This window comes from Anaerostipes faecis (assembly GCF_910574135.1).
Lineage (GTDB): Bacteria > Bacillota > Clostridia > Lachnospirales > Lachnospiraceae > Anaerostipes > Anaerostipes hominis.
In genome coordinates this window covers 211,613-226,774 of record NZ_CAJSYK010000002.1, presented here as the reverse complement: position 1 = coordinate 226,774, position 15,162 = coordinate 211,613, and the positions used below count along the sequence as shown (strand labels likewise).

Below are 15,162 nucleotides of genomic sequence, written 5' to 3'. Positions count from 1 at the left end.
GGATATTTTTATAGGCCGGAGGGAATGAATATGAAATATGACAAATGTACGATCTGCAATGAAAAATTAAGGAATGGCGTTTGTCCTATGTGCGGCTATGATTTTAAAAGGCTGGAGAGAGGGCAAAGGACGGGAAGCTGTTCGGACTACGGGACAAGGCCAAATATAGAGCCAAAGAGTTCTATGACAAAACAGCATAAGAGGGTGTACAGGCAGTTCCGGACAGAGGAAAAAGGCAGAGTAGGAAAATTTATCAGGCTAGTACTGAGTCTTGTGGTTATTTTTGGTGTGTTTTTGGATGCAGTAGGTGAGGTTGATATCGGAACCCTGATTAAAAATGCTCAGATTTATATGAGTGAAGACGGAAAGAAAAAGTGGACAAAAACTATGCCGGATTTTACATATGAAAACGCGGACTATGCTTTAGAGAAGACCGGAAAAAGTTTTTCTGTGAGACTTTCTTCCGGCAGATATATCGTAGGATTGGATCTTCCGGAAGGAAATTACACAATGACTGGAGAAGGGGATGATTTAACTTTTTCAGCAAACAATGATGCACAGTATGTCAATATTAATGAGCAGTTTACAGACAAGGAAGTATTGGAAGCTAATCGGTACACCGAAGTAAAGAATATCCGTCTTTATCAGGGTTCTTTAGTAGAAGTTTCAGGAAAAGGGAGTATATACTGCAAAACATCGGATGCTAATCTAAAGAAAATGGAGAAACCCGGAGAAAATACTCTGAGTGAAGAAGTGAAAGTTTTCAGCGTACTTACAGCAGGAAAAGAATTTCCGGCCGGGACGTATGATGTAGTTGCGGTCGAAGGCAATGGCAGCTTTGAATTTACTTTTGAACAAGATAAGGATGATGAATATGGGGCAAATAGTATTTGGCTCTCAGAAGATTCACAAGGGGAAAATCCGAATAAATATGTGAATTTAGAACTCACAGAAGGTACAAAAATAGAAGTTTTATCAGAAGAATACTTAGATGTTAAACTTGTACCGAGCAAACGTGTCAGACCTGAAAATATGCATGTTTATGATTCGTCAATGGGGCTTGATTCATAAAAATAACTGTGTTATGATTAAACATCATAGAAGAAAGGCAATGAAAAAGACTCAAGGCAAAAGGAACCTTACAGGGAGGAAAGCCCACAGACTGAAAGCTTTCCAGGGACACCTTGCGGCGGGAACACTTTGGAGCCGGGCGGCTGAAAGGCAGGATGCATGTTAGGCAGTCACGTGGTACGCGTTAAGTACAGAAATGAGAAGAGGTCAGACAATTTGTCCTGATATCAATACGGGTGGTACCGTGGGAAGATATTCCCGCCCCGAAGCATAGAATATTTGCTTTGGAGCGGGTTTTTTATTTCTTAATGAAATCAAAAAATGCTCCGCGAGGATACACACAAATACGTAAGGAGAACCAATCATTTAAGGAGGAATTAGAATGGCAAATCACATCAGTGATGAAACGATCGAATACGTCGGTATTCTGGCAAAGCTTGAGCTGTCCGGCGAAGAAAAAGAACAGGCGAAGAAAGACATGGAGAGCATGCTGGACTATGTAGACAAGCTGAATGAACTGGATACGGACGGTGTTGAACCTATGTCTCACGTGTTTCCGGTAAACAATGTATTCAGAGAAGATATCGTCACAAATGGAGACGACAGAGAAGAGATTCTCGCCAACGCACCGGAGAGAAAAGACGGTGCCTTTGTGGTGCCAAAGACTGTAGAATAGGAGGAAGCCATGGGAATTTTAGATTTGACAGCCCTTGAACTGGGCAGAAAAATAAAAGCAAAAGAGATCAGCGCAGTGGAAGCGGTACAGGCTGTGCTGGAACAGACTAAGAAAGCAGAGCCGACGGTGCATGCCTATGTATCATATGATGAAGAGAGTGCATTAAAGAGAGCAGAAGAGGTGCAGAAAAAAATTGATGACGGCACGCTGACTGGTCCGCTGGCCGGTGTTCCAGTGGCTGTGAAAGATAATATTTGTACAAAAGGATACAAAACTACGTGCAGTTCCAGGATTCTCGAAAATTTTGTTCCGACCTACGCCGCTCAGGCGGTGGAAAATCTTATCGCTGCCGGTGTGGTCATCATAGGGAAAACAAACATGGATGAGTTTGCCATGGGAAGCACGACTGAAACTTCGGCGTTCGGACCGACAAAAAATCCATGGAATCAGGAACATGTGCCGGGAGGATCTTCCGGCGGATCGGCGGCAGCAGTGGCGGCAGGAGAGTGCTTCATGGCACTCGGCTCAGATACCGGAGGATCGATTCGCCAGCCGTCATCTTTCTGCGGGATCACCGGAATGAAACCGACCTACGGCACAATTTCAAGATACGGATTGATTGCTTACGGTTCTTCCCTGGACCAGATCGGGCCGATGGCTAAAGACGTATCAGACTGTGCGGCTCTTTTAGAGGCTTCTGCATCCTATGACAAGAAAGATTCCACATCCATTGAGAGGGATGAGTATGATTTTACTTCCGCCCTGGTTGATGATGTCAAAGGAATGAAGATCGGAATCCCGAAAGACTATTTTGGAGAAGGACTGGACCCTGAAGTCAGAGAAGCTGTCATGGCGGCTGCCCGGACATTGGAGAAAAAGGGAGCAGTTGTTGAGGAGTTTGATCTGGGACTTGTGGATTATGCGATTCCTGCATATTATGTCATTGCGTCGGCGGAAGCCAGCTCAAACCTGTCACGGTTTGACGGGATTAAATACGGATACCGCGCCAAGGGAGCAGAAGGACTCCACGACATGTATAAAAAGACACGCTCCGGGGGATTCGGGCCGGAAGTCAAGAGAAGGATCATGCTTGGATCGTTTGTTTTAAGTTCCGGTTACTATGACGCGTATTATCTGAAAGCACTGAGGACAAAAGCACTGATCAAACAGGAATTTGACAAGGCATTTGCTTCCTATGACCTGATCCTTGGGCCGGCGGCGCCGACCACTGCACCGAAGCTTGGTGAGAGCTTAAGCGACCCGATCAAAATGTACCTCGGAGATATTTATACGATTTCGGCAAACCTGGCAGGACTGCCCGGAATCAGTGTGCCGTGCGGAAAAGACAGCAAAGGGCTGCCGATCGGCCTGCAGCTTTTGGGAGACTGTTTCCAGGAAAAGAAACTGATCCGGGCTGCCTATGCATTTGAACAGACGAGAACTTATGAAGCACCGGAGATTGTAAAAGGAGGTGTTCAGTAATGAGTAAACAATATGAGACTGTCATCGGGCTGGAAGTCCATGTGGAATTGGCAACTAACACGAAGATTTTCTGCGGATGCAGCACAGAGTTCGGGGGAGCGCCGAATACACATACCTGTCCGGTGTGCACGGGAATGCCGGGTTCCCTTCCGGTATTAAATAAACAGGTAGTTGAGTATGCCGTGGCTGTGGGACTTGCCACCAACTGCAGCATTACACAGAACTGCAAGTTTGACAGGAAGAATTATTTCTATCCCGACAACCCGCAGAATTATCAGATTTCCCAGCTGTATCTTCCGATCTGCAGAGACGGACATGTGGAAATCGAGACTGACGGAGGGACAAAGTCCGTCGGGATTCACGAGATCCATATGGAAGAGGATGCGGGAAAGTTGATCCATGACGAATGGGAAGACTGTTCCCTTGTGGATTACAACCGGTCCGGCGTGCCGCTGATCGAGATCGTCTCAGAGCCGGATATGCGCTCCGCAGATGAAGTCGTGGCTTATCTGGAAAAGCTTAGACTGATCATCCAGTATCTCGGGGCTTCCGACTGCAAACTTCAGGAAGGCTCTATGAGAGCCGATGTCAACCTTTCCGTCAGAGAAGCGGGAGCCGAAGAGTTCGGAACAAGGACAGAGATGAAGAACCTGAACTCTTTTAAGGCTATCAGGCGCGCCATTGAGGGAGAGACAGACCGCCAGATCGCTTTGCTGGAAGAGGGCAGAAAGGTGACGCAGGAGACGAGACGGTGGGACGACACAAAAGAAAAATCTTATCCGATGCGCTCCAAAGAGGACGCACAGGATTACCGCTACTTCCCGGACCCGGATCTTGTGCCGGTAATCATCAGCGATGAGTGGATAGAGCAGATCAGGGATGCACAGCCGGAACTGCGGGACGAAAAACGGAGACGTTATAAAGAAACTTACGGCCTGCCGGACTATGATATCGATATCATAACGGGAAGCAAACATCTGGCGAATATCTTCGAGGCAACCATCGATCACGGAGCCGAGGCGAAAGAAGTATCTAACTGGCTGATGGGAGAGACGATGCGTCTGGTCAATGATTCGGAAATGGATCTTACAGATATTTCCTTTGCACCGGAACATCTCGCGGCTCTGATCGGCATGGTGAAGAAGAATGAGATCAACCGTAAGGTAGCCAAGGAAGTCTTTGAGAAGATATTCAAAGAAGATGTGGACCCGAAAGCCTACGTAGAAGAACACGGATTGAAATCAATGAATGACGAGGGAGCGCTTAAAGAGACCATCACGCAGATTGTCAGCGGCAATCCGAAATCGGTGGAGGACTACAAGGCAGGGAAGAAAAAAGCCATGGGATTCCTGGTTGGACAGACCATGAAAGCGACCCAGGGGAAAGCAGATCCCGGAGTAGTCAATAAGATCCTGAAAGAAATATTAGAAAGTTTATAAAAAAGAACAGAAGCTTTGGTATGATTGTCACCCAAAGCTTCTTTTTGTGTAAAAACACAAAATGTTAAGAAATTATTCACAAATTGGTTGGGAATTCTGAAAGAGAAATCCGGTATGATATTGTCAAAAGATAAAATACAACGGAAAAACAAATCAGAAGGAGCGTTATCATGAAGGATTTTTACAGATCGATGTTTCTGCTTTCCCTTGGGATTACCCTGATTTTGATCGTGCAGGTGCTTATGATGTAGGATACCGCTTGAAATGGGAATTAAAAGAAAGTACAATAGTATTGGTTAAGTAAACGAGCACGATCAATAAGGAGAAGAGCCATACTATGAAGAAATATAAAGGAGCGGTATTTTTTGACTATGACGGAACATTAGTTGATGAAGTGGACCATATCAAGACAGTTATGCCGAAGACCCTGGAGGCTGTTAAGAGACTGCAGGACAACGGATATGCAGCCCTGCTGTGTTCAGGGCGGACCAAACGATTTCTGGAGGCGGATATCGAGCATTTTGACGGGGCCGTCACCTGCAATGGAAGCTATGCGGAAGTGGACGGGGAAGTGCTCAGGGATATTTATATTGAGGAAGATCTGCTGCATGAAGTCATAGACAAGTATTTTATAAGAGATACGATCATCCAGATGGATACCCAGGACGTGACATACTATTTACATAACGACGAGGAATTCTTTAAGTATTTCTGCCGTCTGTTCAGTCTTCCGATGGAGTGGTATGCCCCGTGGAAGTACTGGGAAAAACAGCATATATCAAAGCTTACGATGAACTATAAAGCGCCTGATGTATTTGAAGATTTTAAAAGAGAATATGCAGACACATTCGAGTGTGCCAAACATGTCCGTGAGAATTTCTTTGACATTACGCTCAAAGGTGTCACGAAAGGAGACGCGGTTGTCCAGGTAGCAGATGATCTTGGGATTTCTAAAGAGAATCTCTATGCATTCGGTGATTCGGACAACGACGTAGAGATGCTTAAAAATGTCGGGACCGGTATCGGCATGGGACGGTGCAGTGACGCAGTGAAGGAGACTGCGGATATGTTCACCCAGACGACAAAAGAAAACGGAATCTATAATGCGCTGAACGAATTAGAATTGATATAAAGGTGGAAGCAGATGAAGAAAATTGTCGATGACGACCGTCTGATATATAAATGCTGCAATTTATACTATATGAAAAATAAGACCCAGGTGGAGATCTGCAACACCCTGGGACTTTCCAGGGCCACTGTATCCAGGATGCTGGCTCTCGGGAGGGAACAGGGAATTGTGAAGATCGAGGTCATAAACCCTATCAGCTACGATTACGGGGAATTAGAGCAGAAGCTGGAACAGAGGTTTGGTCTGAAAGAGGCCATCATTGTGGAGAGCGAGCCGCTTGACACAAAAGAGGAGCAGATGGATATGCTTTCAGAGGCGGCCTTTGACTACCTGAGCCATATCCTGAAAAATGATGACTATGTGGGAGTCACGATGGGGAGGACGCTGTCCCACATTGCCCATGTGGATAAATTTTATAACAAAGGCAATAAGCTTTTGTTTGTGCCCCTGTACGGAGGGATATCCCAGAAAAGGACGGAAAAGAGGGATGTACAGTCCAACCGGATTGCAGTGGAATTTGCGGAAAAGTTCGGAGGTGATTATGTCCAGTTCCTGTCACCCGGTATTTTTTCCAGCAAAGAGGTGAAAGACATTTTCCTTCAGGAGGATACGGTAAACTACATCTATGAATATTTTTCAAAACTCAGGGTCGTGGTCATGGGGATCGGAATCCCGGAGGCCGGAGGAACAGCTCTTGTTGCAGAAGGATATTTAACGGAGAATGAATTAAAGAATTTTGTTGAGATGGGGGCAGTCGGAGACGCGTCGCTGTATTTTTACAACATCGAGGGAAATACGAAACCGTTTGATTCTTTCAATCAGCGTGTGGCAGGCATATCACAGGAGCAGCTGAAAAATATTGAAATAAGGATCGGGGTTGCAGGGGGAATCGAGAAATCAAAATCTGTCGTCGGAGCCGTGCGTTCCAAAAATATTAATGTTCTGATTACAGACTCAGAATGTGCAAGACAGATGCTGAAAGAAGTTTGAGTTTCATAATATCATCATAAGTTCATAAAGGACATAGAAAGGGACCTTCCGGAATTGCTGAATTCCGGAAGGTCTTTTGTTGTACTGATGTGTATTGAAATGATGTATAAATGTCGAGATGATTCTAAATACTTATACAATATTTCAATAAAAACTATAGACTATGCAATAATAAAAGGGTTAAAATACATATACAGAAAAAAAAATCAAAGAAAGGAGAGAAAATGTCAAATCATGTGTTGATTCTTTTTGGAGTGTTTCTTGTACTGTTTCTGCTTCAGTCTGCCGGAGGGATTTTTCAGATCAAAGATTATGAGAAAGCCGTGCGGAGAGTAAACCGGGACGGAGCGGTAGGTATCGGACAGAAAAGAGGACGTCTGCTGTCCGGAGGCCATATTGTCATTCTTGCATGCGATGAGGGCGGAAAGATTACCGGCGGAGAAGCTATGGACGGGATTTCATTTCTGGCCAGATTCCATCCGGTGTCTGAGGTTTATCAGGTGCAGATACTGGGAAGGGATTTTCGGGAAGTTCTTTCGGAACTCCGCAGTATGACGAAGAAGAAACAAAAATTCTATAAAGGATACATACAGGCACTGGAAGCATTGGAAATGAGAGTGTAAGGAGGAACATATGCAGGTTATATCTAATTTGGCGAATGGATTCATGAAGCTGTTTTCCACAGGAGGACAGACGTTTTTGGGATGGGTGACCACGATTATTCCAACGGTAGTATGTCTGATGACAGCAGTCAACGCGATTATAAAACTGATCGGAGAAGACAGGGTAGAAAAATTTTGTATGAGGATCACCGGAAACAGGCTGTGCCGGTATTTATTTCTACCTGTCATCGCAATGATCTGTGTCGGCAACCCGATGGCATATACTTTTGGCAGATTCGTAGAAGAGAAGTATAAGGTTCCTTTTTTTGACGCGGCGATCAGCTTCTGCCACCCAGTGCTGGGGTTCTTTCCCAATGCCAATGCCGGTGAGCTGTTCGTATACATGGGGATTGCAGCAGGTATCCAAAAGCTGAACCTGCCGCTGGGTGATCTGGCAGTCCGCTATTTTCTCGTGGGACTTGTAGTTATTTTTATCCGCGGCATGGTGACAGAAAGAATTTATCTGATGCTCAGCAATAAATATCAGAAGATGGGAAATAAGGAGGTAGCTGTCCATGAATAAGCCAGTAAAAATCGTCGCAGGTTCCGGAGGATACGGGGGACCGCTTGTAGTGCAGGCAACAGAAACATGCAATAAGATTCTTTGTATGACAGCGATAGGAGGAATTCATCCGCTGGCCGCAAAGCTGGCGGAGATGACCGGCGGGGAAGCAGTCGACGGTCACAAGAATAATGTACCGGATGAAGAAATCCTGGTCGCTATCGTCGACTGCGGAGGAACGTTACGGTGCGGAATTTATCCGCAGAAGGGAATTTTTACCGTTAATTTAAATCCTGTGGGACAGTCAGGGCCTCTGGCAAAATATATTACTCCGGATATATACGTATCTGCTGTTAACGAAAGCTGTCTGTCTTATGCCGACGGTGAAGCTGCCACCGAGAAAAAAGCGCCGGAAGAAGAAAAAGACAGCAGCCGGGATATGAAACAGGAACAGACGGCTGAGCGGCCGGGACTGATCACGAGGCTCGGCATTGGAGTAGGGCAGGTTGTCGGAAAGTTTTTTGCAGCAGGACGTGAGACTATTGAAATGGTAGTAAAAAATATCCTTCCGTTTATGGCATTTACCAGTACGATCCTTGGAATCATCACAGCTACGGGACTCGGGAACGTCATTGCCAAGACAATTTCGCCGCTGTGTGCCACGCTCCCCGGAATGCTGATCATATCTCTTATTTGTGCTATGCCGTTTTTGTCACCGGTGCTCGGCCCCGGAGCCGTTATCGCACAGGTCGTGGGAACTCTTCTGGGATCACAGATCGCTATGGGCAAGATACCGGCCCAATATGCACTGCCGGCACTTTTTGCGATCAATGCCCAGGTAGGATGTGATTTCATCCCGGTAGGGCTGAGTCTTGCGGAGTGTGAGTCAGAGACCATAGAGCTGGGTGTTCCGTCCGTCCTGTATTCCCGTGTCATTACAGGGCCGTTGGCAGTTATCATTGCGTTCGCTGCAAGCTTTGGACTATATCATTCATAGAAAATAATATTTATACATAATTTCAATATTAAATATAGACTTTGCGTAAATAAAAAGGTAAAATGAAGACATAAAATCAAAGGAGGCAGAAGTATATGAAGATTTCAATTGGATGTGACGAAGCAGCCTATGAGTTAAAAGAGGCAATCAAAAAGAGATTGGAGGAGACGGGTCATACCTGTGTGGACAATGGAGTGGAAGCCGGAGAAACCGCATTGTATCCGGATGTTGCGGTAAATACCTGTGAAAAAGTGATCAGCGGTGAGTGCGACAGGGGGATTCTCGTGTGCGGCACCGGCATCGGCATGGCTATGACGGCAAATAAGGTGCCGGGAATCCGGGCAGCTGTCTGCCACGATCCGTTCTCCACAGAGCGCTCCATTCTGAGCAATGACGGAAATGTGATGTGCATGGGAGCCAGGGTGATCGCACCTCAGCTGGCTTTATATCTTTTGGATATTTGGATGGGACTTGAATTTAAAGATGGGCCGTCTACCGAAAAGGTCGAGAGGATCACTTACTACGAGAAACAATTCAGCAAATAGACAGGAGGAGAGCATATGGATGAAGTTTTAAATTATTCTATGAACGAAATGGCAGGCGCAGATTTTGACTGCAGCTGCGGCAGACATCATACACTGGATATCAGGCATATCATCATGGGGCAGGGGGTTCTTAAGGAACTCACAAAAGTACTGGAGCCGTTTTCCGGCAAAAAGGTTTACATGCTCAGTGATAATCACACATTTAAGGCAGCAGGAGACCGGGTGCTTTCAATTCTGGAAGGCGAGGATTATCTTGTAAAAAACGTGATGCTGGATTCCGGGGATGATATTTTGATTCCCAATGAACAGGCCGTGGGAACGATGTTTCTGAACCTGGAACCGGATACGGCGGTGATCGTTGCGGTTGGCTCAGGGACGATCAATGATATGGCAAAATATATGTCTGCGAGAACAAAGATTCCATATGTGATCGTCTGTACGGCTCCTTCCATGGACGGATATGTCGCCGACGGGGCACCGCTGATCCTGGAGGGAAAGAAAATATCTTTTGTCGCCACACTTCCTTACGGCGTCATCGGAGACACAGATATCATGAAGCAGGCGCCAATGCATATGATCCATGCCGGATTCGGCGATGTGCTGGGCAAACTGACCGCCCTTGCCGACTGGTATCTGGCAAAAGAAAAAGTCGGCGAATACTGTTGTGAGACCTGTGTGACTCTTGTGCAGAGAGCACTGGACAAAGTCACAGGCAGCGCAGAAGCCCTGGCAAAGAGGGACGATGACGCGGTCCTTTACCTGATCGAAGCGTTGACCCTCACAGGGGTGGCCATGGGACTGATCGGTGTATCCCGCCCGGCTTCCGGGGCAGAGCATATGCTCAGTCATTACTGGGAGATGGACTTTATCGCGAAGGGAAAGTTCCCGGAACTGCACGGCATCAAGGTAGGCATTGCAACGCCTGTTATTGCAGAAATATTTGAGCTGATGAAGGATGAGGTGCCAAAAGAAGCCATGAAGCTGGCGCCTTCCAGAGAATATGTGGAGGGACTCTTAAAAACAGTGGGGGCGCCGGTGTATCCGACGGATATCGGAATTGACAGAGAACTGTTTTATAACAGCATTTTGGAGGGATACAAGGTAAGAAATCGGTACAGTATTCTGGAACTGGCCCTGCAAACGGAAAAACTTGAAGAAATTGCAGAAAAAATAACCAATCGTATTTATCAGTAAGGGAGAGATGAAATGAAATATTTTACAAGAATTCAGAAGCTGGGGAAAGACTCGCTGACATTTTTAGGAGACCCTGATTCAAATTTTATTATTCTGTTTAATGATAATGCGCCCCCTGCATTTGAGGATCTTTGTGTGCTGCATACGATTGAGGAGCTGAGAGCAAATATTGAGCCGGGAGATATGATGCTGATCAATGAAAAAGGATTTGAAGTGACGGCAGTGGGTACTGAAGCAAATGAAACTCTCAGGGGACTCGGACACTGCACGGTAAGCTTTAAAGGCGGTCCGGAAGCAGAGCGCCCGGGATGTATTATGGTGGAGGCGGTAAAAGGTGAGGAGCCTTTGACATCCGCAGATTTCGCACCGGGAAATACAATCGAATTCATATAAGCATTTATACAAATGTATGTATAATAGCCGTTTTAAAAATATTTATACAAATGTTCAAAATAAGGTATGGATTTTATCATAGAATGGAAGTAAAATGAAGATATATTACCAGTGGTATTATTTATATTGCAGGTGGTAATCTTATTTGAAAATTAAGATTCGGGAGGAAGCAAAATGGATGAGATCTTAAACTATTCTATGAATGAAATGGCAAAAGCAAGTTTTGACTGCAGCTGCGGAAGGCATCATACTCTGGATATCGACAAGTTGGTGATGGGTCAGGGAGTAATAAAAGAACTGCCGGAAATGGTAAAGGGCCTTGGTGCAAAGAAAGTCTATATGCTGAGCGACAACAATACATACAAAGCGGCGGGAGAGACCGCAGAGAAACTGTTGAAGGATGCAGGATTTCAGGTGAAAAGTGTGGTCCTGGATTCAGGGGAAGACATTTTAATCCCGGATGAGCATGCTGTTGGAACGATGTTCTTAAACCTGGAGCCTGAGACGGATGTTTTGATCGCGGCAGGTTCCGGAACTTTGAATGATATGGTAAAATATATGTCAGCCAGGACAAAGATTCCATACATCGTTGTCTGCACCGCACCTTCTATGGATGGCTATGCATCAGACGGAGCCCCTCTGATCCTGGGAGGAAAGAAGATTTCCTTCATTGCAACCCTTCCCTACGGCATCCTCGGGGATACGGATATCATGAAGCAGGCGCCAATGCATATGATTCGCGCCGGGTTCGGGGATGTGATAGGAAAACTTACCGCTCTTGCAGACTGGTATTTGTCCAGGGAGATGACCGGGGAATACTGCTGTGAGACTTGTGTGACCCTCGTTCAGAAAGCCCTTGATAAAGTAACCGGAAGTGCAGAGGCACTTGCAAACAGGGATGATGAAGCGGTTCTCTATCTGATCGAGGCGCTGACGCTTACCGGAGTGGCCATGGGACTGATCGGCGTATCCCGTCCGGCATCCGGAGCAGAGCATATGCTGAGCCATTACTGGGAGATGGAGTTCATCGCAAGGAAAAAGTATCCGGAGCTCCACGGAATCAAAGTCGGCATCGCCACACCGATCATTGCGGAAATTTTCGAGATTATGGGAGACGAAATTCCGGAGGCGGCGAAGAAGCTGGCACCGACCAGAGAATATGCGGAAGGGCTTTTAAAGACCGTAGGTGCGCCGGTTTCTCCGAAAGAAATCGGAATCGACAGAGATCTGTTTTACCAGAGCCTGCTTGACGGATATAAAGTCAGAGACCGGTACAGCGTCTTAGACCTGGCAGTGGAAAAAGGAAAGATGCAGGAGATCGCGGAGAAGATCACACATCGCTTTTATGATGAAGATTAAGGAGAATGACAGATGAAGCAAAATATTCAGGCAGTGAAAGATATCAAATGTTTTGTCCTCGACATGGACGGGACCATCTATCTTGGAAATGACTTGTTTCCATTCACACAGGACTTTTTAAAGAAAGTGGAAGACACAGGGAGGGAGTATTATTTCTTTACGAATAATTCTTCCAAGAGCCAGCAGGCCTACATAGATAAACTTTCGGGAATGGGAATTTCCATCACACCGGAGCAGATGATGATTTCCAGTCATGTGATGATCCAGTACTTAAAAAAGAACCATCCGGGGGAAACCCTCTATGTGGTAGGGACACCTTCTCTTCTAAAAGAGTTTGAAGCCTTTGACATGCCGCTGGTGGACGAAGATCCGGACATCGTCATCCTTGGTTTTGATACGACACTTACTTATGAGAAGATTTCTAAAGCCTGTCATTATGTGCGTAATGGATGTACATACTATGGCATTAATCCGGACTGGAACTGTCCGATGGAAGGCGGAAATTTCATACCGGACTGCGGTTCCATGGCGAAACTGGTGGAGGCATCCACGGGACGTTTCCCTGAATTCTTTGGGAAACCTTCAAAACATACCCTGAATTATTTTGTGGAGCAGTCAGGGTACCGTCCGGAAGAGATCGCTATCGTAGGCGATCGGCTGTACACGGATATTGCAGTGGCGGACGGAAGCCCTGTGACTTCAATCCTGGTGCTTTCGGGAGAGAGTACGCTGGAGGATGTAGAGAAAAGTGATGTGAAGCCGGATGTGATCGTGGATTCATTGGAGGATATCACGGAGATTCTTTAGCCTTCATTGATTTCGTTCAGGCCGGATGTTATAATGGAGACAATCAAAGGAGGAATTCATTATGACAAAAAGAGAAGCATTTTTCTTCGGCGGATTCTGGCTCTGGCTCGGCGTAGTCATCGGTTTTCTGATCGCTCCGATTAAAAAAGGAGTGGAGATTGGCAATAACAATACGTGTGACAACAACACTTATGAAGGCAGACAAAAGAAACCTGAGCCGGACAAAAAGCACCATAAATAATCAATACCCTTTCGGAGACGTGATTCCGAAAGGGTATTTTTACGTATACCTTATCGCGCGAAGCGCGTCCACCCGAAGGGTATAAAATACGGTGTGCCCTGCGGGTATGATTTAAATTTTCTCAGACGAAACGTTTTCCCTGACGGCTGTCCGTCTCCTTCATGCGCCGGGAAATCTCATTCAACACTTTTCTTTTGTTGAGCGTCCAGAGTGGAGCAATCAGCAGGTCCCTGGGACCGTCCCCTGTTAGGCGGTGGATAACAATATCTCCTCGTAGTTCCTCAATACAGCGGATGACGAAATCAACGTAGTCATCAAGTTCATAGACCGGGAATGGATGTTTCTCATACAGAGCGCCGAGATCGGTGTGTTTCAGCACGTGGAGAAGGGAGAGTTTGACCCCGTTTATCGGAAGCTGATTTAAATACCGGACAGACTGAAGCATCATCTCTTCTGTTTCTCCAGGCAGTCCGAGAATCAGGTGGACTACAACATTGATCCCTAGATCATGCAGTGCTTTTAATGCCTGTTGAAAACAGGAAAGAGGATAGCCTCTTCGGATGAATTGTGCAGTTTTCTCATGGATAGTCTGGAGTCCAAGTTCCACGAAGACTGGCTTTATCTGATTCAGTTCATCGAGCAGTTCAAGCACGTCCTGAGGAAGGCAGTCCGGGCGGGTGCCGATGGCAAGTCCTACAATTTCTTCCTGCAGGATAGCCTCATGAAAAAGAGAGTGCAGTTTTTCATAAGGAGCATAGGTGTTTGTAAACGCCTGAAAATAGGCAATATATTTATGGGCATCCGTCTTTTTGCTAATCAGGCGGATACTTTCTTTGATCTGTTTATCAATGGGGAGAACAGCGTCGGGCGCAAAATCTCCGGAGCCTCCTTCGCTGCAGAAAATACAGCCTCTGTTTCCAAGGGTGCCGTCCCGGTTCGGACATGTGAAGCCTCCGTTTAAAGAAATTTTATATATTTTTTCGCCAAAGGTCTGTTTTAAATAAGAATCAAAAGAGTAATAGCGTTTTCCATCCCAATCCATTAAATGTGGTTCCTTTCTGCTATGTGGTATATTTCCATAGTTTGTTCACACATTGATCCTAAGCCTTTCCAATTCGTCCTATAAAATGGAAATATCTAAAAGAAGGATGGGGAGGCTAATATTAATGAAGAAAAAACTAAAGGATATCATGGTTATGATACCGGGAAAAATAAAAAAACACAAGAAGCTGACGGCCGTTTTATTGGCTTTGTTTGTGGCAGTGGGCGTATTTTCGGGGAGATTGGTTTTGACAAGAAAGGCAAAAGGTGAAGATCATATCCGACACAGGCAGGAGGGATGCGACATGAAATTTACTCAGACAGTGAAAATGGCAGTTTCCTCTATTCTTTCAACTAAGCTGTGCTCGTTTCTCACGATGCTTGGCATTATCATCGGAGTCCTCAGTGTGACTCTTCTGGTGGCCATTGTGCTGTCGTTTTTGGGAGGCTTGACAGGAATTATTCTGAGCTTTTTGATACTTACTGTGGGAAATGCATTTGTAGATACATCCTTAAGCATATCTCCGGTCATTTGAATGATATTTCTTATATTTTCGGCTGCAGTGGGGATTATTTTCGGATTATATCCTGCGAATAAGGCGGCAAATTTAAAACCGGCGGAAGCCCTGCATTA

17 protein-coding genes are annotated in these 15,162 nt (G+C 45.8%); 16 read left to right on the top strand and 1 reads right to left on the bottom strand.

Annotated features, from left to right (window positions below; translation table 11 throughout):
* Positions 1–30: 30 nt before the first annotated feature.
* The 15 genes from QGT46_RS02940 to QGT46_RS02870 all read left to right on the top strand — a co-directional run bounded on the left by QGT46_RS02940 (position 31) and on the right by QGT46_RS02870 (position 13,487).
* Positions 31–1,071, top strand: a complete 1,041-nt coding sequence (locus QGT46_RS02940) for a hypothetical protein (protein WP_270430282.1) — start codon at positions 31–33, stop codon at positions 1,069–1,071.
* Positions 1,072–1,453: 382 nt separating this feature from the next.
* Positions 1,454–1,747 (top strand): Asp-tRNA(Asn)/Glu-tRNA(Gln) amidotransferase subunit GatC, encoded by a 294-nt coding sequence (gene gatC / locus QGT46_RS02935; protein WP_024726836.1) that lies wholly within the window; start codon positions 1,454–1,456, stop codon positions 1,745–1,747.
* A gap of 9 nt (positions 1,748–1,756) precedes the next feature.
* Entirely contained in the window at positions 1,757–3,229 is a 1,473-nt protein-coding gene (gene gatA / locus QGT46_RS02930; protein ID WP_148459650.1) for an Asp-tRNA(Asn)/Glu-tRNA(Gln) amidotransferase subunit GatA, read from the top strand.
* On the top strand, positions 3,229–4,668 hold the full coding sequence (gene gatB / locus QGT46_RS02925; RefSeq protein WP_148459649.1) for an Asp-tRNA(Asn)/Glu-tRNA(Gln) amidotransferase subunit GatB: 1,440 nt from the start codon (positions 3,229–3,231) through the stop codon (positions 4,666–4,668). The genes gatA and gatB overlap by 1 nt, the downstream gene beginning before the upstream one ends.
* 337 nt (positions 4,669–5,005) lie before the next feature.
* Positions 5,006–5,800, top strand: a complete 795-nt coding sequence (locus tag QGT46_RS02920) for an HAD family hydrolase (RefSeq protein WP_148459648.1) — start codon at positions 5,006–5,008, stop codon at positions 5,798–5,800.
* 12 nt (positions 5,801–5,812) lie between these two features.
* On the top strand, positions 5,813–6,787 hold the full coding sequence (locus tag QGT46_RS02915; protein WP_024726840.1) for a sugar-binding transcriptional regulator: 975 nt from the start codon (positions 5,813–5,815) through the stop codon (positions 6,785–6,787).
* A gap of 224 nt (positions 6,788–7,011) precedes the next feature.
* Complete coding sequence (locus QGT46_RS02910; RefSeq protein WP_024726841.1) at positions 7,012–7,410, top strand: transcriptional regulator GutM; 399 nt, start codon at positions 7,012–7,014, stop codon at positions 7,408–7,410.
* A 10-nt stretch (positions 7,411–7,420) separates the two neighbouring features.
* Entirely contained in the window at positions 7,421–7,972 is a 552-nt protein-coding gene (srlA, locus tag QGT46_RS02905; protein ID WP_148459646.1) for a PTS glucitol/sorbitol transporter subunit IIC, read from the top strand.
* Positions 7,965–8,948, top strand: coding sequence for a PTS glucitol/sorbitol transporter subunit IIB (srlE, locus tag QGT46_RS02900; protein ID WP_024726843.1), 984 nt, complete (start codon positions 7,965–7,967; stop codon positions 8,946–8,948). Before srlA ends, srlE begins: the two co-directional genes overlap by 8 nt.
* 95 nt (positions 8,949–9,043) lie before the next feature.
* Positions 9,044–9,493, top strand: coding sequence for a ribose 5-phosphate isomerase B (gene rpiB, locus QGT46_RS02895; RefSeq protein WP_148459645.1), 450 nt, complete (start codon positions 9,044–9,046; stop codon positions 9,491–9,493).
* 15 nt (positions 9,494–9,508) lie between these two features.
* Entirely contained in the window at positions 9,509–10,687 is a 1,179-nt protein-coding gene (locus QGT46_RS02890; RefSeq protein ID WP_148459644.1) for a sn-glycerol-1-phosphate dehydrogenase, read from the top strand.
* 12 nt (positions 10,688–10,699) lie between these two features.
* Positions 10,700–11,080, top strand: coding sequence for a PTS glucitol/sorbitol transporter subunit IIA (locus QGT46_RS02885; protein ID WP_024726846.1), 381 nt, complete (start codon positions 10,700–10,702; stop codon positions 11,078–11,080).
* A gap of 174 nt (positions 11,081–11,254) precedes the next feature.
* Positions 11,255–12,439 (top strand): sn-glycerol-1-phosphate dehydrogenase, encoded by a 1,185-nt coding sequence (locus tag QGT46_RS02880; RefSeq protein ID WP_301589472.1) that lies wholly within the window; start codon positions 11,255–11,257, stop codon positions 12,437–12,439.
* 12 nt (positions 12,440–12,451) lie between these two features.
* Entirely contained in the window at positions 12,452–13,246 is a 795-nt protein-coding gene (locus QGT46_RS02875; RefSeq protein WP_024726848.1) for an HAD-IIA family hydrolase, read from the top strand.
* A 61-nt stretch (positions 13,247–13,307) separates the two neighbouring features.
* Positions 13,308–13,487: a hypothetical protein gene (locus QGT46_RS02870; protein WP_024726849.1), complete on the top strand. Its 180-nt coding sequence runs from the start codon at positions 13,308–13,310 to the stop codon at positions 13,485–13,487.
* A 121-nt stretch (positions 13,488–13,608) separates the two neighbouring features.
* Here the strand turns inward: QGT46_RS02870 and QGT46_RS02865 are convergent, their stop codons facing one another.
* Positions 13,609–14,529 (bottom strand): TIGR01212 family radical SAM protein, encoded by a 921-nt coding sequence (locus QGT46_RS02865; RefSeq protein WP_270430285.1) that lies wholly within the window; start codon positions 14,527–14,529, stop codon positions 13,609–13,611.
* Between the two features lie 124 nt (positions 14,530–14,653).
* Here QGT46_RS02865 and QGT46_RS02860 point away from each other — a divergent pair, with 124 nt between their 5' ends.
* Positions 14,654–15,064 carry an ABC transporter permease gene (locus tag QGT46_RS02860; RefSeq protein ID WP_270430286.1) on the top strand — a complete coding sequence of 137 codons (411 nt, stop codon included), beginning with the start codon at positions 14,654–14,656 and terminating at the stop codon, positions 15,062–15,064.
* Positions 15,065–15,162 lie beyond the last annotated feature (98 nt).